The following is a 22,035-nucleotide window of genomic DNA, read 5'->3' as shown; positions in this document are numbered from 1 at the left end:
CGAGTGACGGCAGTAGTGCTGACGGCAGGGCGAGACGAAGGCGGCGACACGACAATGAACGCAGGGCTCGGCATACGTATCGGTTCGGTGACGGCAGTGGCTGCACTGGACACCGATCCTGTCACCTCGGTGGTCAAGCGTTCGGCACTCGACCTCCGTCCCGGCGAAGCCCCGCGTCTGGCAGAACTGTGGGACCGTTCGACGCGAAACCTGATCAGCGGTTTCGCCGACCGCGTCGGCGATCCGGTGGAACTGATCGACGACGACGGCCGCAGTCACCGGGCCGAGGACCTGTACGCCACCGCTGCTCGCGCACTCGTCGCCGAGGTCTCCGCCGGAACCGATGCCGCTCCCACCGTCGTCGTCACCCATCCCACTCGCTGGACCGCGTACACCGCCGAGGTCCTCGGTGAGGCACTGGACCGCGCGGGGCTCGCCGACGTCACGCTGGTACCGGAGTCCGTCGCCACGATGCGGTGGCTCGAAGTCACTCGCGGGCCGCAGTCCGACGGCCTGGCCGTGGTCTACGACCTCGGTGCGACCGCACTCGACGTCACGCTGATGCGCACCGGCTCCGAGGCAGGCACCGTCGGCACCGGAGTTCACTCGCAGGAGTTCGGCGGAGCGCAGTTCGATCACGCGATCATGCAGTACGTTCTCGACACCGTCTCGGGAAGCCAGTCCTTCGAGTTCGATCCCTTCGATCCCGACACCGTCGGCGCGCTGGTGGAACTGCGGGCCCGCTGCGGCGAGGCGAAGGAACAGCTCTCCTACGACACGTCGACGTCACTGACGGTCGACCTGCCGGGCCTGCACACCGAGGTGCGCCTCGTCCGTTCCGAGCTCGAGGAACTGGTCCGCGCATCACTGCTGGGGTCGATCGGGGTTGTACGCGACGCCGTCACGGCCGCGGGCCTCGACGTCACCGACATCGACCAGGTGGTCCTCGTCGGTGGCAGCTCGGCCATCCCGCTGGTCGCCGAGCTCATGTCGTCCGAACTACGCGCACCAGTGGTGGCCGGACCGCGGCCCGAACTGACCGTCGCGATCGGTGCCGCGATTCTCGGCAGCGACATCGCCGACGCGACCGCCTCCGACAACGCCGCCGCTCTGGCTGCGGCACCCACCACGGCCGTCGCGTCCGCTGCGGCAGCTGCGCCGATGCCTCGCCCCACTCCCCGGCCCGCGCCGACGCCCACCGCCGTCGAATCGGACTCGGGCATGTCCGGTCGCAAGAAGGCGGGCGTCGTGGCCGGATCCGTCCTCGTCCTCGCGCTTCTCGCCGGCGGAGGCCTGTCGGTGGGAACGGCGTTGACCTCCGACAACACCACTCCGGCCGAATCGAACGCGGAAACCTCGATCTCGAGCACCGAGACACCGGGAACCACCGCAGCGGTGGCGGATGCCGCAACGACGACGCCTGCCACCGGCGAGAACGGTGCCGTCGCAACCGGATCCGAGGGCGCACCGACCTCGGTGGTCAACGCCGACGGCACGGTGACGCAGATCGACCCCGCCACCGGTGCTCCGGTCGCGGGATCCCCGGCTCCGGCCGACAACGGCGCGGCCACGGTGCCGACCGTCCCGTCGGTCGCTGCTCCGACCGTTCCCAGCTACCAACCGCCTGCCGTACAGGTTCCGCAGGCACCGAGCGTGCAGGTTCCCAGCTATCAGGGTCCCACCCTCGGCGATGTCGGCCAAGGCGTCGGTAACGGACTCGGAGGAGTCGTCGGCGGCGTCGGTGACGGGCTCGGCGGTGTCGTCGGCGGCGTCGGTGACGGACTCGGCGGAGCCCTCGGCGGCCTGACCGGCCGATAGGTCGACCGTGACCAGTACCCGTTCCGGACTCCTCGGCGTCGAGCGCGCCGATCGCTTCGTCCGTGATGCCCTCCTCGCCACCGGATTTCATATCATCGTCGGAGTGAACGGCTCCGGTCGATCCGTGGTTCTCGACTCCGTTGCCGCGTCGGTGGACGTGTACACGGGCACCATCGCCGACGCGCCGTCCGGCTCGACCGTTCTCGTCGATGACGCGCACCTGCTGTCGGAGCAGCGTCTCGACGAGATCGCAGCGGCTGCAACACGATCGGACATCACCCTGATCGTCGCCACCGCGCCGCGCAGTTTCGATTCACGCATCGAGAAGCTCATCGCCTCCGCCGGTTCCAACCGGTTGACTCTGGTTCCGCTGGACAAGGTCGCCATCGCGGCGCGGGCAGCAGCGACCGTTCGGCCGATCTCGGCGTCGCTCGCCGGTGCCGTCGCCAAGGCGACCGGCGGAGTTCTCGCCGCTGTCGACGCGGCCCTCGGCGCGCTCGGCGGCGACCGTTCCGATCCGACTCCACTGCGTGTGGTCGCCGAATCCGTTGCCGAACAGCACCGTCGGATGCTGATCGAGACCACCGACGACACGCGGGCACTGCTGCTCGCAGCTCGATTCGGCGTCACGCCCGACCCTGCATCGGCCGCGCAGATCGTGCCGCGCGCGACCGATGTCGAGTCGATCGTCGACCTGGCCTGCAGCTCCGGGATGCTCGACACCACGGGCACGTTGATTCCGGTCGCCGAGGCTCCACTGATCGAGATGATCGGAGACGGGCGTTGCCGCGTCCTGCTCTCGTCCATCGCCGATGTCGCCACCCGATCCCGCCTGCTCGACGCCACCGCGGCACGCGCGTTGGCGGAGCGGGGCGTCGTTCATGCCGGACTCGCCGATTTCCTTGTTCAGCAGGCAGATTCGGCTCCCGTAGATGCCGCAGGTGCCCTGTACGACGCGGCGGTCGACGCGGGATTCGACTCGGCGAAGTTGGCTGCGAGACGGTCCGAGGTCGCGGCTGCCACCGGAAACCTGGACGAGGCGGCGAGATACGCCGATGTGGTTCTCGACAGCGCTACCGGGTGCGATGCGATGGATCTGCGGACAGCGGTGCGCTTGTCGGCGTCGATTGCCGCGCAACGCGGAATGACCTCGCGCAGTGCACAATTGTTCGCCTGGCTCGGCGAGGATCGGCTCGGACCCGACGCCGTGTGGGCTGCCCTCTCGGCGGCGGCCGCCGGTGATCGCAGCGCCGCCGACCGTTCGATGGCGGCCGTGTCCGCTCTCCCGCCGACGTCGAGTACGGCGTCGGGCAGTCTGCTCGCCACCGGAGTGATCGGGTCCATCGATTCGCGGAGCGCAGCAGCGTCGAGTGCCGCTGCGAATGCGCTGATGCGGGCAATGACGTTGACAGGCAATGCTTCCGATCGCTCGTGCACCCCGGACACTCCCGCTGCCATCTCGGCCTTGCACGCGGTGCACTGTGGCGACCTGCCCCGTGTCGATTCCATCGTGGCGCGAGCACTTCCCGACCACCGTCCGGGTTCCGAGGCCCACACCAGGCTGAGCCTCGTCGGGGCGTGGGCGTCGATGCTGCGAGGGGATACCGCCGATGCGGGTGCCGCGATCGAGGCACTGCGAGTTCCGGTGTCGCACGTGCGCAATCAATTGTTCCTGCACGCGATTCGGGTGGGCCTGGCTCGCAGGTCCGGTGATGCAGGCTCGCTGATCACGGCATGGACGCAGGCGCAGAACGTCGTCGCCGAGTACTCCACCGACCTGTTCGCGCTACTACCCCTGGGCGAATTGCTCTTGGCCGCAACTCGACTCGGCCAGGTGGACCGCGTCGAGCATCTGGTGGCGGAGGCCACCGATCTACTCGCGGCGCTCGGCGATCCACCCGTCTGGGCGTCGGCGCTGCACTGGTACCAGGTTCAGGCGGCCATCGTGGCCCAGACCCCCGACGCGTTGGTGCCGCACGCCAGAGCTCTGGCCGCCGCCGCACCTACCCACCCGTACAGCGCCGCGCTCGCCGCTGCCGGCCGCGCCTGGCTCGGGGTGTTGCAGGGCAGACCCGACGCGACCGATGTCGAGAATTCGGCACGCACCCTCACCGCCTTCGGACTGCCCTGGGACGGAGCCCGACTGGCGAGCGAGGCCGCCCTGACCGTCACCGACACTGCGACGGCGACCTCGCTGCTGCACATCGCCAGGTCGTTGCGCCAACCCAGCTCGACTCAGCGCGACAGTCCGAGATCGACGCCGCAGCCGACGGGCTCGTTGAGCGAACGCGAGGCCGAGGTCGCCGAACTGCTCGTACTCGGAGTCACCTATCGCGAGGTCGGCAGTCGGCTATACATCTCCCCGAAAACCGTCGAGCATCATGTGGCCCGTATCCGGCGCAGGCTCGGGGCGGAGTCGCGGTCGGAGCTGATCTCGATGCTCCGGGCCATGGGGTACGGGGCCTCGACCAGCGCAAGCGTCGACCATGTAACTGTGCGAGGACCGGGAGCGACATAACGACCGACCATCAGTCCCCGATCGAGAACAGGTAGCAGCCCCATGACCGAGCAGCCCGGCAGTGCGAGAGTCGGCGCGCCGGATGTCGGCCTGTACCTGGACGACGAGCGCGCCGTCGCCGCCGTGTCCCAGCCGATTGCGCCGGGACCGTCGTTGCACCTGGCGTCGCTGCATTCGACCGTGCTCAACACTCATCCCGACGGCACCGTCTCGCTCGGTGATGTGACCGACGACGATTCCGAGGCCTACACACATTTTCTCGACTCGCTCGCCGACGGTGTGGGTGTCACCGGCAGCAAGGGCACCGTCTTCCCTGCCGAGCAACTGACGTCGATGGCCCTGCTGTGCCTGCTCACCGAGGTGGCGTCGTCCATCGGTCTGCGGCCAGGTGATCTCGCCGCGGCGGCGACCTATCCCGCCGGGTGGACGGCCGAGCAGGTGTTCGCGCTGCGTTCGGCGATGAACACGCACGGGCTGGCACACGTGTCGCTGGTCGCCGAAGCCGACGCGCTCGCCGCGTGGAACGCCTCGGCCCTGCAGACCTTGCAGAAGAAGGACACCGCCGTCGCCGCCGCGCGCGGTGCTGCGATTCTGGCTGCACAGTTCCCCGTCGACGCCGTCACCGAGCGGTTCGCGGTGGTCGGACCGACGAGATCCGACCGTCGCCCACTCTTCGCTGCGGCAGCGTTCGCGGCGGCGTTGACCGTCGGTGCCGCGCTCGTCGCGCTCCAACTCGGTGGGTCCACCGATACCGAAGTGCCCACCATCGACAACGCCCAGGTGGTGGTGCCCACGTCATCGATCGGCTCCGGTTCGGGTGGCCCGATCGAATTCCCGACCGTCGTCGTCGAGCCGGCCGCCGAGATCGCTCCCGTCGCTCCGCTGCCTGCGACCACCACCGCGGAAGAGTCGACCCCACCCGAAACCTCCGACCGCCCGCGGATCGAACCGACCGAGACCGACATCGAGACGCGCCCGGCGAACGAGGCACCCGAGGACGACGACCGCGAGAAGCCTCCGATCGTCGTCGACCCGGTCGAGTCGGAATCGCCGGTCGAGGAGCCCGAAGAACCGCCCACCGTGACTCCCGAAACCGGCTCGGACGACGGCCAGACCGCATCCGAGCAGACCGCGCTGAACAACCGATCGGCAGGGACAACTCCATGAGCGGTGTCGGGCATCTCGGAATCACCGTGGGCAACACCAGGTCCGTCGCGGCCTACCGCGCATCGGTCGAGGACGAACCGACGATCGTCGTCCTGCCGACGACCCTGCGATTCGACGAGGAAGGCCGAGCCCACCTCGGTGATCCCGTCGACACGGCCCCGTTCGCCCGGTTCGTCGATCTCGTCGGTCAGCAGGAGGATCTCGAGCCCGACGCCGACGCCTACCGCGCCGAGGACTTGATGGCCAACGCCGCCAACTGCCTCGTCACCATGGTGTCTGCGAAGGCCGGGGTGTCCGGCGACATGCCCGTCACGACCATGACGTACCCGACGCGGTGGACCCGCGCCGCCGTCGCCCTGCTGCGTGACGCCCTCGATCACACCGGCCTCACCGAGGTTGCCCTGGTTCCCGACGCCAAAGCCGTAAGCGCGTTCGCGCAGCCGAGCCCGGGAGCTGCGGTCACGGTGGTCGACATCGGAGCCACCGGCACCGACATCTCCACCTATCCCGGAGGCGGGACGGTACGGAGCACCGACGTCGGCGGAGACGCCTTCACCGACGCACTCTTCGATCACGTGGTCACCGATCGCGAGCACATCGACCTGTCCGACGCGGCAGTCCTGGCGGCCCTCTCAGGCGTCGTCGCCTCGTGCGAGGCGGCCAAGCAGACCCTGAGCACGGCCGACGTCGCCACGATCTCGGTCGAACTTCCCGGGGACTCGCAGAGCATTGCGGTCACACGAGCCGAGTTCGCGAACCTCGTCGCGCCGTTGCTCCGCCGACTCGACGTGCCGGGGTCCGGCACCGTGATACTCACCGGCGGCAGCGCCGCACTCCCGTCGGTGGCGACCGGCATCGGCGAACGATCGTCGGGCCGAACGATCGTCGAGCCACTCGCTGCGACCCGCGGCGCTCTGCTGCTCGCCGAGGTCGAGGATGTCGACGGTAACTCCCTGGTGACCGGTGCCGCGCCGGTCGTCACCCGCAACGACGGCACGGAGTCCCTCGACACCGACGCCATCCCGGTCGTCGCACCCGAGCCGTCCCTCGCGTTCTCCGAGGCAATTCCTGCGGTCGCTCCGGTGTTCGACCATTCGGAATTTCGCTCCGAACCGATCGTTCCGGTCGACGAGAACGCGTCGACCACGGCGTACGCACCCGTCGCTCCGGCCGCCGCCGCCCAGGTCGGGGCGAAGAAGGAACGCAGCGAGCGTTCGCGAACGATCGCCACGATCGTTGCCGGTGCAGCGGCAGGCGTGGTCATCGTCCTCGCGATCGCGGCAGTGAGCGGAGTGTTCGGTGATGCTCCGGCCGCGACACCTCCGACCGTCACCGATGCCGGCTCGCCGATCGTCACCTCGACGCGCGCACCCGCGACCACCACCGCCACCCCCGTCGAGCCCGTCTTCGTACCCGAGGTCGTCGAACAGACGCCGGACGAGCCGTACATCGCACCCGAACCTGCCCCCCTGCCTGCTCCCGCGCCCGCGCCGGTGCCCGCCCCTGCGCCCGTGGTACCCACCACGATGCCCGTGGTCACCACGACTCCGGTGACGACCACCCCGGTCGAGACCACGACTCCGGCTACGACCACCACCAGCACCACGACGGCGGCCACGACCCCGACTCCGACTCCCCCTGCTTAGCTCTGAGCTGCGCAAACACGGATTCTGCGCCCGATGGCCTAGGGTGGGTCGCTGACGACAAGCACCCGATGAAGGGATTTCATGCGTAACACCGGGGCGCTGCGTGCCGCAGTGCTGTGTTCGACGGCTTTTGTTCTTCTTGCTTCGTTCTCCGGAACAGCAGCAGCAGAACCCGTCGTCCAGTCACCCGCCGATCAGCTTCCCCGCGAGCTCGTCGAAGCCGTGCAGCGAGATCTGAAGATCTCCCCGCAGGAGTACCTCGATCGTGCTGCCCGCGCGCAGGAACTGTCTGCTTACGCATCGGACTTCCGGGCCAGCCGTCCCGCAGATTTCGCCGGTGCCTGGATCGGACCCGACGGCAATGCCGTCGTCGCCGTCACCTCGCCTGCTGCGGCACAGGCCGTCGCCAAGGACGGATACGCCACCGCGCAGTCGCCCGTGTCGGCAGACGGACTCGAGAAGTCGCTGGCAGACCTCAACAGTTGGATCGCAGGCCTCCCCCGCGAGATCTCCGAGCAGATCAACGGCACGGCCATCGACTTCATCGACAATCAGATCGTCATCGATCTGGTGAACAGTCCGATCGGTAGCGCGCTGAATCTGCCGACGCTGCTGGCGAACATCAAGGTCATCCTGTCCCCCGGCGGAAACAAGCCGGTCGACCCGACTCCGATGGGCGGCGACACCTACGTCACCACCTCGGGACCCATCGCCGACGCTCCGGCCACCGACATCAGCATCTGTTCGTTCGGCTTCAACGCCGTCGACCCCTCCGGTGCCGCCGTCAATCTCAGCGCGGGACATTGCAACCCCGACAAGGCCACCGGATCCGGCGGCGCACCGGTCTACCTTCCCGATCCGGCCGACATCTCGCGCAGCACGCAGATCGGGTCGTTCGATCGGTCCAGCCTGGGTGCGGCGGACGGCCTCGACTGGTCGGTCATCGCCTTGAACGACACCGGCGTCGCGTCCGGACTCGACCGCCCCACCGTCCGTGGAGCGAACGGCAGCACCGTCACCGTCACCGGAACCGCGGCTCCTGTGATCGGAGCGCCGGTCTGCAAGTCCGGTCAGTCTTCGTCGTTCACCTGTGGAGTGGTTGCGGCCGATCGCGTCGAGACACAGCTCTATATGGAGGACGGCACGTCCCGCACCGTGCGCGGATTCGCCAGCACCGCATGCACTCTCGCCGGCGACAGCGGCGGTGCCATCGTGACCGGAACACTCGCGCTCGGAATCACCAGTGGATCCAACAGCGGCGGCGCACCCGATTGCAACGAGGCCAACCTGGCGCTGGCGCAGTACGGCGGCACCGCAAGCCTGGGCATTCCCATCGATCAGGTCACGCGCGCGACCGGAGCCACACTGCGCACCGAGTAGTGGCTACTTCGGGAGGCGTTCACCCCCTATAGTCGTACAACAGGGTGAACGGCATCACATCTTCGGATGCCCGGGGGAGAGGTTTCTATGCGTCGCCGTGCGTTTCGGCTGTCGATCGTCGCAATTCCGCTTCTGGTGACGCTGGCCGTGTCCGCGCCCACTGCAGAGGCAGATCCGGCGGCCGAAGCGGTATTGCCCGCGGCCTTGGCCGACGCCGTGGCCCGCGACCTCGGGCTCGATCCGCAGCAGTTTCTCGACCGAGCGGACGCGGCTCGGCGGTTGGCCGAGTTCACCGCCACCATCGGTTCCGGCGGCGTCACGAGCGCGTGGCTCGACGAGAACGGGCGTCCCGTCGTCGCGGTGGCAGACGGACCGACTCACGCCGACGTGGCCGATGCCGCGTCGGCCAGCGGTTTCGAGGTCGATGCATCACCCATCGAGATCCCGCCGGCAATTCTCGATGTCGTCCAGCCTCTCGTGGACCTGCTCCCGTTCGATCCGTCACCGACGGCAGGCCCGATTCGCCCGAGTTCGTATCTCGGCGGCGACAGCTACCTCGCGGGCACGCCTGCCGGCCTCGGTCAGCGATGCTCACTCGGGTTCAATGCCGTCGACCCGACGCACGGGTCCGTCAATATCACTGCGGGACACTGCAATCCAAATATCGCCGATACCGGTTCCGCGGCACTGACGGGCGCGTATCCGATGTACGGCAGTCTTGTGGGCTCGAAATTCGGGACGTTCTACCGAACCAGCCGGTCGCACAACGATTACGCCTTGATCGACATCGACGACGCCAACGTCGGCGAATTCGAGAGCAACGCGGTGCGAGTCCCCTGGGCTGCTCCCCTGCACGTCACCGGAACAGTGGATCCGATCGTGGGAGCACCGGTCTGCAAATCCGGATCCAGAACCGGATTCAGTTGCGGCACAATTCTTGCCACGGGTCAGCATGTCGCATTGGGAGAGAACGTCTTCGATCGCAGCTTCTCCACGTCCATCTGCGCGTTGCGCGGCGACAGTGGTGGCCCCATCGTCAGCGGCACCCTCGCCGTGGGCATCTCCAGTGCATCGAACGTGGGCGATCAGCCCTCCTGCGAGGTCGCGACCGTCGTCAGCATGCTGCAAGGCCAGCGGCCCGAGCTGTTCGCCACCCCCATCAACGACATACTCGCCGAGAACCCCGGCCTGACCATCCGGACGTCGTAGGCGTCCACTCGGACAAACACACCCACGCTCCGTATGATCCGACGCGTCCATCGCTGCGGGCCGCATTGTCGCGCTCGAACAGTGCACCCTTCTACCGCTGAGGCGGAACCTTCCATGAACGAACTGCTGTCCGTCGGATTCACACTCTTCGGCTACGCGTACACCATCGTCGTCGGGGGCCTCTCGCTCGCCACCATCCACGGAGCCTGACGGATTCGAAAGAAGCAGGGCCCGCACTCTCGTGGAGTGCGGGCCCTGCTCGGCGTATGAGCTGAAGGCTACTTGGCCCAGACCGTGGTGCCCGGTGCCGCGTTCAGCGTGTTGATCAAGTCGATTCCGGCAACGACGAGCGTGGGTCCGCCGGCGATGATCGTGCCGACGACGCCACCGATGCCCGCGCCCGTTACGACGGATGCAATAACCGTCGGGCCACCGATGATGCCCAGCAGCCCGATACCCGCCCCAACGATCGTTCCGGTCAACCCGCCGATCGCGGTCGCGATACCGAGCTGCGACGAGAAGTTCTGCTGCGCCTTGAGGTTCTCTTCGGGCGAGGCGACGGTCGTTGCGCCGATGCTGCGCGAGTTGGCCGATGCCTTCGTGAAGTCGAGGTTCGGAACCAGACGCAGGGTCTTGCCGTTGTCGTCGACGTTCTGCTCGTACGGGAAGTTGAGTCCGCCGAGGTTGAACGACAGCGGGAGCGTCACGAGGGTGTTGTCGGCGGCGTCGAGGACGTCGACCGTCTTGCCGTCGTCGGCGACCTTGAAGACACCCGCGTCGATGGTGGTGACGATGGTGCGATCTTCGAGATCGACGGTGTAGTTGGTGTCACCGGGAGCCGTCTCATCGACGGGCTGGGCATACGCGGTTCCGCTGGCCAGGCCCATCGCGACTGCAACGAGGGCCGACGTGACGACCAGTTTGCTGAGTTTCATGTGGAGTTCAGTTCCGTTTCTGTGCATTGAATGCTTGGCAGTACCGCTAGGCAACCGTCAAACGCAAAGTCACCCCGATGACGCTTTTGCGACTTTTGGTGCGCCCGAATTGTAGCGTACGAATCGGACCGGTCGTTGTCCTTTTGAGACCGGTCCGCCACCTGTCAGTTACCCACTGTCACAAACATTTTGGATATTCGCAGCACAGCGGCCCGAGTCACGTCATGCTGGGATCGGAGATGTCGATCATTCGACCGATCGAGGAAGACCGGGCCCGTGATCCCACCGGCCTCGGCCGGCCTTCAGGTGACATCCCGCCGCGTTCACAGAGCAGGTAAGGACTGCCTTCCCGACAGCACCTCGACGGCCTACGCATACGGTGATCTGCGAGACAACCTACTGACGAGTTCAGCCCACCCGTCGGACGGCCTCATTTCCGCACCCACCAGCATCGCTTCAACCGGCGATGCTAAGTTACCCATCAGTACGGTGAAACTGCTACTGGGGAGTAACATAGCCCGTCAGCCGGCTCGACGGGCTGAACCCGCGGTAGCCCCCAGCTGCCACCTGAACGAAAGGCCGCGACATGAACGCCCTGACGATCACGTTGGGCACAGTCGGTGCTCTGCTCAGCCTCGTATGTTGGTACGTCTTCATTCGCGGGGGCCTGCGGATGTTCAACATCGTGCGACTCGGCCAGCCGGCACCCGACCGCTGGCGACCGATAGTGCCTCGCTTCAAGCAGATGGTCGTCGAGTTCCTGGCCCACACCAAGATGGTCAAGTTCCGCACCGTCGGCTGGGCGCACTGGCTGGTCATGATCGGCTTCATGCTCGGTGCCATCGTCTGGTTCGAGGCCTACGGGCAGACGTTCAACCCCGAGTTCCACTGGCCCATCGTCGGCAACACCGCGGCCTACCACCTCATCGACGAGCTGCTCGGACTCGGCACGGTCATCGGCATCACCACGCTGATCATCATTCGCCAGCTCAACCACCCACGGAAGCCCGAGCGCCAGTCGCGCTTCGCCGGCTCCGGGTTCAAGGCCGCCTACTTCGTCGAAGCCGTTGTGCTCATCGAGGGCCTCGGCATGGTGTTCGTCAAGGCAGGCAAGATCGCCACCTACGGACATGCGAACCCGTACACCGACTTCTTCACGATGCGCTTGGCCGAACTGCTGCCCGCCAACTCGAACATGGTCGCGGTGTTCGCGTTCGTCAAGCTGATGTCCGGCATGATCTGGCTCTACATCGTCGGTTCGCGCATCAACTGGGGTATCGCGTGGCACCGCTTCACCGCGTTTCCCAACATCTACTTCAAGCGCATGGACGACGGCACCGTCGCTCTCGGCCCGGCCAAGCCGATGATGTCCGGCGGCAAGGTCCTCGAGATGGAAGAGGCCGACCCCGACGTCGACGCGTTCGGCGCAGGAAAGATCGAGGACTTCAGCTGGAAGGGCTGGCTCGACTTCACCACCTGCACCGAGTGTGGCCGCTGCCAGTCGCAGTGCCCCGCGTGGAACACCGGCAAGCCCCTCTCCCCCAAGCTGCTGATCATGTCGCTGCGCGACCACAGCCACGCCAAGGCCCCGTACCTGCTGGCCGGCGGCAAGAAGGACATGGCAGGCGACGAGGTCGGACTCGTCGACTCCGAGGGCAACGTCGATCAGGCCAAGCTCGACGCCATTCCGCAGGCCGCCCGCGACGAAGCCGACCGCAAGCTCGTCGCCGACGCCATCGAGGGCGGCATCATCGATCCCGAGGTGCTGTGGAGCTGCACCACCTGTGGTGCCTGCGTCGAGCAGTGCCCGGTGGACATCGAGCACGTCGACCACATCATCGACATGCGCCGCTACCAGGTGCTGATCGAATCGGAGTTCCCGTCCGAGCTCGCAGGTCTGTTCAAGAACCTCGAGAACAAGGGCAACCCCTGGGGCCAGAACTCCAAGGACCGCCTCAACTGGATCAACGAGATGGACTTCGACATCCCGGTCTTCGGCCAGGACGCCGATTCGTTCCAGGACTACGAGTACCTCTTCTGGGTCGGCTGTGCCGGTGCCTACGAGGACCGCGCGAAGAAGACCACCAAGGCCGTCGCCGAGCTGCTCGCCACTGCAGGCGTGAAGTTCATGGTGCTGGGTGCGGACGAGACCTGCACCGGCGACTCCGCTCGCCGCGCGGGCAACGAGTTCCTGTTCCAGCAGCTCGCGATGCAGAACATCGAGACGCTGAACAACGTGTTCGACGGCGTCGAGCAGAGCAAGCGCAAGATCGTCGTCACCTGCGCCCACTGCTTCAACGCGCTCGGCAACGAGTACCCGCAGGTCGGCGGTGACTACGAGGTGGTCCACCACACGCAGCTGCTCAACCGCCTCGTGCGACAGAAGAAGTTGATCCCGGTGGCCTCGGTCAGCCAGGACATCACGTACCACGACCCGTGCTACCTCGGCCGTCACAACAAGGTGTACGACGCCCCGCGTGAGCTCATGGCCGCGTCGGGCTCCAACCTCAAGGAGATGCCGCGCCACGGTGAGCGGTCCATGTGCTGTGGCGCCGGTGGCGCACGCATGTGGATGGAAGAGAACATCGGCAAGCGCATCAACATCGACCGGGTCGACGAAGCACTGGCGACCAACCCGAAGAAGATCGCCACGGGTTGCCCGTTCTGCCGCGTGATGCTCACCGACGGTGTGACCGCACGTCAGGAAGGCGGCGCACACGAGGGCGTCGAGGTCGTCGACGTCGCGCAGCTGATGCTCGAGTCGATCACCCGCGTCGAGTCCTCGGTGCTGGGCGAGAACATCAAGGTCATTCCTCGCGAGCGCACTCCCGAGGAGAAACTGGCGACCGAGAACGCTGCCGAGGTCGAAGAGGCCGAGCGCATCGCACCCGTCGAGGAGCCCGCCGAGGCGAAGTCCGCTCCGGCAGCTCCGGCTCCCAAGGCCGGGGGCGGTCTGAAGATGAAGGGTCTGGCAAAGGCACCAGGGGCGAAGGCACCCGGTTCCGCTGCACCGGCCGACAGTGCCGACGCAGAACCCGCCGCCAAGCCCAAGGGTCTCGGCATGGCCGGGGGCAAGGCACCCGGCGGCAAGGGTCTGCAGATGAAGGGCAAGGCACCCGGCGCGAAGGCGGCTGCACCTGCACCTGCACCTGCACCTGCACCTGCCGACACTCCCGCGTCGACCGAAGCACCTGCCACCGCAGAGGCCTCGGAGTCGACTCCCTCGGTCAAGCCCAAGGGTCTGGCTGTGAAGTCAGGATTCAAGAAGCCGGGAGCCAAGGCACCGGGTAAGCCTGCTGCCGAGGCCACTACGGCGTCGGCACCTGCCCCGGAAACGCCTGACGCACCTGCGGAATCGGCTTCTGCTGCAACCGAATCCAAGCCGACCGTCCAGCCCAAGGGCTTGGCCGTGAAGTCAGGATTCAAGAAGCCGGGAGCCAAGGCACCGGGTAAGCCTGCTGCCGAGGAGCCGGTCTCCGAAGCACCTGCGGCAGAGGCTCCCAAGGCCGAGGCACCCACTGCTGAGGCACCGGTTGCCGAGGCCACGGCGACGGAGGCACCCGCCACCGAGGCTGCAGCAGAATCCAAGCCGACCGTCCAGCCCAAGGGCCTGGCCGTGAAGTCCGGATTCAAGAAGCCGGGTGCGCGTACGCCGGGTGCAGCGTCCGCACCGGCAGCGACACCAGCCGAGCCGAAGAAAGCAGAGCCCGAGAAGGCCGAGCCGACTCCGGAAGCCGAGACATCGGTCGCTGACGCACCGGCAGCCGAGGCACCGGAGACAGAGGCGCCGAAGGCAGAAGCGTCGGACACTGCGGGTGAATCGGACGATCGGACTCCGCCCAAGCCGAAGGCCGGTGGACTCGGATTCGCTCCGGGTGCCAAGGTTCCGGGTCGCCGGAAGTAACCTCACACCCTTTTTACCGACTGCGCGCCCCCGCTCACTTCAGAGCAGGGGCGCGCAGTCGTCAGTAGGGGTGTGAGGTCCACTCCCACGAGTTATCCACAGGCACCGAGTTATCCACAATCGGCCGCGTGGGGGTTGTCGAGATCGGCTGCGCCCGAGAGCATTTCTCCATGACCCGCATCGTCTCGCGATCCGACGCACTCTCCCGCGGAATTTCCGACGCGGAGTTGCAGCGCTACTGCCGAACGCGAGCGTGGCGGCGACTCCGTCCCGGACGGTTCGTCAGCAGAGAGGAGTTCGATGCCCTGTCGAGAGAAGACAAGCATCGAGTCGTCGCCGAGGCCGTCTTCGACGCGACCACAGCCCCGGATGCCGTTGTCAGCCATGTGAGCGCCGCAGTATTCCATGGTCTCGACGTATGGAATGCGGACCTCGGCCGAGTTCACATCACGCGCAACCGCGCCCGTGGCGGCGGTCGTGGCAGCGCCGTTCGAGCAGTACACACCTCGCCGTACACCGACGAAGAAGTCGTGGACTTCGACGGAGTGCGCGTCACAGGTCTGGCGCGCACTGTTGCCGATTGCGCTCGCACACTCCCGTTCGAGACGGCTGTCTGTATCGCCGACCTCGCTGCGAGAACACGCGGACTCACCGCCGAAGATGTTGTTGCAGCATTGGATTCATGTCCGCATCATCCGGGCAATCGGATGGCGCGTCGAGTCGCAGAATTCATGGACGGTCGGTCCGAGAGTGTCGGCGAATCACGCGCCCGAGTATTGCTGCACCATCTGGGCTACACCCCGCAGCTGCAGGTGACGATCACAGATTCCCGCGGAGTCGTCGGACGGGTGGATTTCGACCTCCCCGACATCGGGACTGTTCTCGAATTCGACGGCAAGGTGAAGTACGGACGCTACGTGCCCGAGGGAAAGTCGGCGGCCGATGTGTTGTGGGAAGAGAAGCGTCGCGAGGATCGCATTCGCGCAACCGGCCGTCAGGTGGTGCGAATCGCCTGGTCGGATCTCGATCGCCCCGAGCTCGTCGATCGGATGATCCGCGATGCCGCCCACAGAGCGGGACCACGCAACCGAGCGACCGTTCTATCGACCGCGCGCCCCTCGTCGCGCCCGAATACAGACGCGCACCCTGCAGAAGCGGTGTGAGGCTCCCCCGGACCACCCCCGCGACGTGGACGAATCGGGCGCCGTGAGTATGGTCGGAAACGCACGGCGTACCCGAGAAGTAGGAGCAGGCATGACCGACGACGCGGACAAGCTCTGGCGACGCTACGACGAGTGGTGGTCGGCGTTGACCCCGGACGACCGAGCGCACGTCGAGACGTGTTGCGAGTCCGGCCGCACCGATGAGCGCCTCTGTTCACTCATCCTCGAGAACGACGGCCCGTCGAAGGCAGCGTTCGAGGCAGGCAGCAAGCTGTCCGAGGGCAACAGCAAGTACTGCGCCATCCCCAGCGCGCTGCTCGAGTTTCTGGAAGCGAAGCGCGCGCACCCACCTCTCAGCTAGGGGGACGCCACAGCTGCAGCTCGGGGATTCCCGGCGGCGTGAAGCCCATGACCTGGCCGTAGAAGGACAGTTCGGATTCTCGTGCGTTCACCTGTGTTTCCAGTTTGCGGAATCCGTGTGACTCGCCCGCATATGCCAGGTAGGCGTGCGGTATTCCTTTCTCCACCATGGCGTCTCGAAACCGCTCGGCCTGGGACGGCGGCACGATCGGATCGTCGAGCCCCTGCAGCAACAGCACCGGGCAGGACAGTCCGTCGACGTTGTTGACCGGCGCGCGGGTGCGGTACAGGTCGATTGCCTCGGGCAACGGTCCGATCAGCCCGTCGATGTAGCGCGACTCGAAATCGTGGGTCTCGGCGACGAACAACTCCAGTTCTGCGACACCGAAGTACGATGCGCCGCAAGCGAACACGTCGGATAATGTCAGCGCAGCCAACACCGTCCAGCCACCTGCGGAGCCACCCTCGATGGCCAACCGGCGTGGGTCGGCGAGTCCGCTGTCGGCCAGCCCCTGCACCGCGGCGATGGTGTCTTCGACGTCGACCACTCCCCACTGCCCACGCAGTCGGTTGCGGTATTCGCGGCCGTATCCGCTCGACCCGCCGTAGTTCACATCGACGACGCCGATGCCGCGACTGGTGAAGTAGGCGAACAACGGGTTCAGAGCGGGTGCCACGTGCGCTGTCGGGCCGCCGTGGACGAAGGCCACGTATGGCGGGAGTTCGCCGTCCAACCCCTCGTGGTCGGGGTTGCGCGGCGCGTAGGTGATGGCGTGCACCTCACGGTTCGGCCCCTGGAACGTCACCTGACGTCCCTCGGGCAGATATGCGCTGTCGGGTACGGACTCGAAACCCGAACGTACCGAGGTCAGTTCGTCGGATTCCAGATCGAGGGCGAACAATCCACCTGCCACCTGGGCTCCGCCACCCTTGAGGAGCACGGTCGACCCGGAGCGCCCACCGAGCCCCACCGAGGTCACACCGTCGAGCGCGATGTCCTCCAGCGCGCCGGACGCAGGATCGAGTACCGCGAGGGTGTCGGTGCCGACGGTGCGCACGGTGAGCAGCTTTCCGTCGTCGAGCAGCGAGTACCAACTCGATCCCAGCCGCCACAGCGGAGCCCCGAAGTCGGCGTCGAGCGTCAGCAGCGGGGTGACCGAACCGTCGAGGGTGACCGAATACAGGTTCCACCAACCACTTCGGTCACCGATCGCATACAGCGATCCGTCGTCGATCCATTCCGGCTGCATCACCGATTCCTCGGTCGAACCCAGCAGCACCGTCCAGGACGAAGGATCGGCCAGCGAAGCCACACGCAGTTCCGTTCCGTCCCAGGGCATCTGGGGGTGGTTCCACGCGATCCAAGCGATGTGGGTGCCGTCGGGTGACAGTCTCGGGAACGCCAGGAAATCCGAGCCCGCCACCAGCGAGCGCACCCCGCCGCCGCCGAGATCGATGGCCACGATGTCTCGTGACACCGCGCCTGCGTCGTGCATCTCGCGGACTGCGATCACGTCGGTGCCGACCACCGAGAGATCGGCGTACCGGATGCTCGACGCCACAGCCGGTTTCGGAGTCAGCGGGACGGGTGCGCCGCCGGGGGTGAGTCGGTAGACGCGTTGATCGGAGAACTCGGCGAACACCAGGTCGCCGTCTGCCGTCGCAGTCCAGGCTCCCCCGCCGTATTCGTGGACGCGAGTGCGGGCGTTGAACGGCGCGGGCAGAACGGGCTGCACTTCTCCGTCGACGTGGCGGCAGACGGCCGTTCGGCCCTGTTCGGCCGGCCGCAGTTCCGACCACCAGATCTCGCTGCCGACGAAGCACCCACCCTCGACGGGGTGGCCCGCCGAGGACAGATCGGCTGCGGTGATGGGCGAGGGCCAGGATCCGAATGCGAGGGCAGTCACGCCGTCCACCCTAGTGAACTGACGTGCACGTAACGCGTTGTTCACCGGCCCTTCAACCGTGACCCGGATGATGGGAGACAAGTAGCACTAGGGGGACACCATGCGCCGGACCACTACCCAATCGGTGGACCACGAGATTCTGACATTCGGCCGAACCTGGCGTGGGTACGGCGGTGGCAGCGACGAGGACATCTACGTGGCATTCGGCGTCGACGCGCGTACCTACTTCGAGCGACTGGCTCGCATCATCGATTCGCCGATCGCGGAGGAGCTGACGCCGGACGAGCGGGCCGCGATTGCCGAGATCTGCCGAACGAGACTCGCCTGAGTCACCGCTACACCGGCATCAACAGCTCCGGGCTGTTGTTCTTCACACTGTTCACCGCGGTGCTGACCTCGTAGGGCTCGAGCCGTGGCTCGGGGATCGCGGCCAGCAGGTCTCGAACGTCTCCGAGGTCCGTCACCGCGGGATCGAGCCAGCTCGCGCGCAGATCCGGTGGGAGTACGACGGGCGAGCGATCGTGAATGTGCCCGAGCGCATCGGCAGCAGGCGAGGTGAGCACGGTGACCGACCAGACCCAACGCGCCTCGTCGTCCTCGGCCTTGGTGGGATCTCGCCACAGTTCGTACAGGCCGGCCATCGCGAGCACTCCAGGAGTGGAGCCCGCGGAACGACCATTATCCAAGCCCTCGTGCAGGAAGTAGGGCACCTTCGCGCCGTCGCGTTTCTCCCACTCGTAGTACCCGTCGGCGGGGACGATGCATCGTCGCCGACTTGCCGCCTTCTTGAACGACGGCTTCTCGGTGATGGTCTCGGACCTGGCGTTGATCAGCCGGGAACCGATCTTCGCGTCCTTCGCCCACGACGGGATCAGGCCCCAACGCACCGACCGCAGTTGTCGCACGGCGTCGGCCTCGGGTTCGTCCTTCGGTGCTCGTTCGAGCACCGTCCGCACCGTCTGGGTGGGGGCCACGTTGTAGGACGGCGGCACCTCCGCACCGACGGTCTCGGCGATGTCGAACACCGCCTGCAGGTCACTGTCACTCCGGGTACTGGCATACCGTCCGCACATGGAACGAGATTGTTCCACTCGCCACCGACAACGCGCTCGAACAAACCCCGCGCGAAACGACCTCGCGAAACAACCTCGTGGAAACCGATACCGCCCACCTGGCACGATGTGACGGGTGACCACTCCGCAGATCCACTCCCAGCCGCGTTACCGCACGTTGCAGCAGTCCACCAAGCTGCAGAACGTGCTGTACGAGATCCGCGGACCGGTACACGCCCATGCCGCGCGCCTCGAGGCAGAGGGCCACCGCATCCTCAAGCTCAACATCGGCAATCCGGCACCGTTCGGATTCGAGGCTCCCGACGTGATCGTTCGGGACATGATCGCGGCGCTGCCGGTGGCCCAGGGGTACTCGGAGTCCAAGGGCATCCTGTCGGCTCGTCGGGCCATCGTGACGCGCTACGAGCTCGAACCCGGCTTCCCGGAGCTCGACGTCGACGACATCTACCTCGGCAACGGAGTGTCCGAGCTCATCACGATGACGATGCAGGCGTTGCTCGACGACGGTGACGAGGTGTTGATCCCGGCCCCTGACTACCCGTTGTGGACGGCGATGACGACGCTTTCCGGTGGCAAGGCCGTGCACTACCTGTGCGACGAGGAGAACGGGTGGAATCCCGATCTGGCCGACATCGAGTCCAAGATCACCCCGAAGACCGTCGCACTGCTGGTGATCAACCCCAACAACCCGACGGGCGCGGTGTACTCGAAAGAGGTGCTGCAGGGCATCGTCGATCTGGCGCGCAAGCATCAGCTGCTGTTGCTCGCGGACGAGATCTACGACCGGATTCTCTACGACGACGCGGAGCACACCTCGCTGGCGAGCCTGGCTCCCGACCTGCTCTGCCTGACGTACAACGGACTGTCCAAGGCGTATCGAGTGGCCGGTTACCGCGCCGGATGGCTCGCGATCACCGGACCGAAGGCGCACGCCGCAGGTTTCATCGAGGGTATCGACCTTCTCGCGTCGACGCGGCTGTGCCCCAATGTGCCTGCGCAACATGCCATTCAGGTCGCACTCGGCGGATATCAGAGCATCGAGGATCTGATCCTGCCCGGCGGTCGTCTGCTCGAGCAGCGCGACGTCGCGTGGGAGAAGCTCAACGCGATTCACGGCGTCTCGTGCGTCAAGCCGCGCGGTGCGCTCTACGCATTCCCACGACTCGATCCCGAAGTCCACGAGATCTACGACGACGAGAAGCTCGTCCAGGATCTGCTGTTGCAGGAGAAAATCCTGGTGGTTCAGGGAACCGGCTTCAACTGGCCCGGCCACGATCACCTGCGCATCGTCACGCTGCCGTGGGCCCGAGACCTGGCCGTGGCGATCGAGAGGTTCGGTAACTTCCTCGCGTCGTACAAGCAATGAGACGCGAAGTTACCGCAAAGTAGTTGAAAGTGATGCACAAAACATCGGGGTGCTCACGCCTGAACGGCGAATGATCTGTACATTGGCGGACGGCACTTCGGTGCCCGCGAGCCCTGGTCGTACCCCTCCCCCCCGGGTCGGTCAGGTGGTGGCGGGGGACGCCCCCCCTGCTCCCCGCCACCGAGCTCCTCGCATCGGGCAACGGCCCGGCCCCGTACTAGCCTGGCACCGTGGAATCAACCGGCAATACTCCCGACGGCAGTAGGCCGAGCCTCGGATCTCATGTGGGTCACGGTCATGGGCACGGCCACAGCGACGCACCGGTGCCGTTGGGACCGGTGGCAGCCAAGGTCGTCGTCGGACTGTTGGTCGCCATAGCCATTGCCGTGATCGGCGGTGCCATCGCTCTGTGGCCCAGCCAGCAGAACGTCGATATCCCGCTGCCGTTCCAGACCTCCGGCGGAGGTGCGGTGTCCACCGAGGCAGGCACCATCACCTCGCAGAGCATAGGGACCTGCGGCAGCCCCGACGCCGGTCGAGCGTTCACCGGCAACCCGACACCCGCCGTCAACGACTCGTACGAATGTCAACGCAGCATCGTCGACATCACCACTGGCGAGGACGCAGGCAAACGGACGGTACTCGAGATCGCGCCGGGCCCCGGACAACCGACTCTGAGCGCAGGCGACGACATCCGGCTGGTCCTCCAGACCGATCCGTCCGGTGGTGTCCGCTACTCCTTCAACGACTACTCCCGCGGCCTGCCGCTGGCGTTGATCGTCGGTGTGTTCGCCGTGGTCATCTGCATCGTCGCCCGCTGGCGAGGGTTCCGCGCGCTGGTCGGTCTGCTCATCGCGTTCGCCGTGCTGGTGGTGTTCATGCTGCCCGCACTGCTCGACGGTGCACCCGCCATTCCGGTCGCCCTCGTCGCCGGCGCGGTGATCCTCTACGCCGTGCTGTATCTGGCGCACGGGGTGAATCTGCGCACCAGCTCGGCACTACTGGGCACTCTGACCTCGATGGCGGTGGCGGCAGTGCTGTCCTATGTCGCCATCCGCATGACCCACCTGACCGGGTTGTCCGAGGAACAGAACACCGCCGTCCAGACGTACATCGGCAACGTCAGCGTCACCGGTCTGTTGTTGGCCGGCTTCATCATCGGCTCGCTCGGCGTACTCAACGACGTGACGATCACCCAGGCGTCGGCGGCCTTCGAGCTCGCCTCGGTCGACCCGACTGCATCGAGACGCGAGATCTTCACCGCCACGATGCGGGTGGGGCGCGATCACATCGCCAGCACCGTCTACACCCTCGTGCTCGCCTACGCCGGTGGTGCGCTCCCACTGCTGTTGCTCTTCAGCGTCGCCGATCGGTCCATCCAGGACGTGCTCACCGGCGATTCGGTGGCCATCGAGATCGTCCGCTCCGCGGTGGGCGGCGTGGCGCTGGCGTTGTCGGTTCCGCTGACCACGGCGATCGCGGTGCTACTGGCGCGCCCCATCACCGTGACCGGAACCTCGAACCGCGCCGAGCGCCGGGCCGCGGTACCCACCCGCAAGACCCGGGGCTCCGGCCGCCACAGTGCGTAG

15 protein-coding genes are annotated in these 22,035 nt (G+C 66.5%); 12 read left to right on the top strand and 3 right to left on the bottom strand.

The genetic code is table 11. The features are described 5' to 3' along the window. The first annotated feature begins 54 nt into the window (after positions 1–54). The 6 genes from CH271_RS04675 to CH271_RS04650 all read left to right on the top strand — a co-directional run bounded on the left by CH271_RS04675 (position 55) and on the right by CH271_RS04650 (position 9,738). Complete coding sequence (locus tag CH271_RS04675) at positions 55–1,818, top strand: Hsp70 family protein (protein WP_037194055.1); 1,764 nt, start codon at positions 55–57, stop codon at positions 1,816–1,818. Positions 1,819–1,825: 7 nt separating this feature from the next. Beyond that, complete coding sequence (locus CH271_RS04670) at positions 1,826–4,336, top strand: LuxR C-terminal-related transcriptional regulator (RefSeq protein ID WP_094632835.1); 2,511 nt, start codon at positions 1,826–1,828, stop codon at positions 4,334–4,336. A gap of 42 nt (positions 4,337–4,378) precedes the next feature. After that, positions 4,379–5,503, top strand: coding sequence for a hypothetical protein (locus CH271_RS04665; RefSeq protein WP_094632834.1), 1,125 nt, complete (start codon positions 4,379–4,381; stop codon positions 5,501–5,503). Next, positions 5,500–7,149: an Hsp70 family protein gene (locus CH271_RS04660; protein WP_094632833.1), complete on the top strand. Its 1,650-nt coding sequence runs from the start codon at positions 5,500–5,502 to the stop codon at positions 7,147–7,149. Before CH271_RS04665 ends, CH271_RS04660 begins: the two co-directional genes overlap by 4 nt. An 81-nt stretch (positions 7,150–7,230) precedes the next feature. Continuing rightward, positions 7,231–8,529 (top strand): S1 family peptidase, encoded by a 1,299-nt coding sequence (locus CH271_RS04655; RefSeq protein WP_037194051.1) that lies wholly within the window; start codon positions 7,231–7,233, stop codon positions 8,527–8,529. A gap of 87 nt (positions 8,530–8,616) precedes the next feature. After that, positions 8,617–9,738: a S1 family peptidase gene (locus CH271_RS04650; protein ID WP_094632832.1), complete on the top strand. Its 1,122-nt coding sequence runs from the start codon at positions 8,617–8,619 to the stop codon at positions 9,736–9,738. A 278-nt stretch (positions 9,739–10,016) separates the two neighbouring features. Here the strand turns inward: CH271_RS04650 and CH271_RS04645 are convergent, their stop codons facing one another. Further along, on the bottom strand, positions 10,017–10,673 hold the full coding sequence (locus CH271_RS04645; protein ID WP_094632831.1) for a hypothetical protein: 657 nt from the start codon (positions 10,671–10,673) through the stop codon (positions 10,017–10,019). Between the two features lie 586 nt (positions 10,674–11,259). On the opposite strand from CH271_RS04645, the gene CH271_RS04640 reads away from it, so the two are divergent. The 3 genes from CH271_RS04640 to CH271_RS04630 all read left to right on the top strand — a co-directional run bounded on the left by CH271_RS04640 (position 11,260) and on the right by CH271_RS04630 (position 16,101). Next, complete coding sequence (locus CH271_RS04640; RefSeq protein WP_094632830.1) at positions 11,260–14,577, top strand: heterodisulfide reductase-related iron-sulfur binding cluster; 3,318 nt, start codon at positions 11,260–11,262, stop codon at positions 14,575–14,577. Positions 14,578–14,705: 128 nt separating this feature from the next. Then, positions 14,706–15,740 carry a hypothetical protein gene (locus CH271_RS04635; RefSeq protein ID WP_256986275.1) on the top strand — a complete coding sequence of 345 codons (1,035 nt, stop codon included), beginning with the start codon at positions 14,706–14,708 and terminating at the stop codon, positions 15,738–15,740. A 91-nt stretch (positions 15,741–15,831) separates the two neighbouring features. Beyond that, the gene (locus CH271_RS04630; protein ID WP_037194043.1) at positions 15,832–16,101 is read left to right on the top strand and encodes a hypothetical protein; all 270 of its coding nucleotides are present in this window, start codon (positions 15,832–15,834) and stop codon (positions 16,099–16,101) included. Here the strand turns inward: CH271_RS04630 and CH271_RS04625 are convergent. Further along, the gene (locus CH271_RS04625) at positions 16,094–18,007 is read right to left on the bottom strand and encodes a dipeptidyl-peptidase 5 (RefSeq protein ID WP_094633159.1); all 1,914 of its coding nucleotides are present in this window, start codon (positions 18,005–18,007) and stop codon (positions 16,094–16,096) included. The two genes, CH271_RS04630 and CH271_RS04625, sit on opposite strands and share 8 nt — an antisense overlap. 100 nt (positions 18,008–18,107) lie before the next feature. On the opposite strand from CH271_RS04625, the gene CH271_RS04620 reads away from it, so the two are divergent. Continuing rightward, positions 18,108–18,335, top strand: a complete 228-nt coding sequence (locus tag CH271_RS04620) for a DUF3263 domain-containing protein (protein ID WP_094632828.1) — start codon at positions 18,108–18,110, stop codon at positions 18,333–18,335. A 7-nt stretch (positions 18,336–18,342) separates the two neighbouring features. Here CH271_RS04620 and CH271_RS04615 read toward each other — a convergent pair whose 3' ends face one another. Further along, the gene (locus CH271_RS04615; protein WP_094633158.1) at positions 18,343–19,080 is read right to left on the bottom strand and encodes an SOS response-associated peptidase; all 738 of its coding nucleotides are present in this window, start codon (positions 19,078–19,080) and stop codon (positions 18,343–18,345) included. A 115-nt stretch (positions 19,081–19,195) separates the two neighbouring features. On the opposite strand from CH271_RS04615, the gene CH271_RS04610 reads away from it, so the two are divergent. Both CH271_RS04610 and CH271_RS04605 read left to right on the top strand, forming a co-directional pair. Beyond that, positions 19,196–20,446 carry a pyridoxal phosphate-dependent aminotransferase gene (locus tag CH271_RS04610; protein ID WP_094632827.1) on the top strand — a complete coding sequence of 417 codons (1,251 nt, stop codon included), beginning with the start codon at positions 19,196–19,198 and terminating at the stop codon, positions 20,444–20,446. 230 nt (positions 20,447–20,676) lie between these two features. Further along, complete coding sequence (locus CH271_RS04605; protein ID WP_094632826.1) at positions 20,677–22,035, top strand: YibE/F family protein; 1,359 nt, start codon at positions 20,677–20,679, stop codon at positions 22,033–22,035.

It is taken from the genome of Rhodococcus sp. 05-340-2 (assembly GCF_002258915.1).
In the GTDB taxonomy this organism is placed as follows: Bacteria; Actinomycetota; Actinomycetes; order Mycobacteriales; family Mycobacteriaceae; genus Rhodococcoides.
Note: the sequence above shows the minus strand (reverse complement) of the source record. Positions and strands in the feature narration are given on the sequence as shown.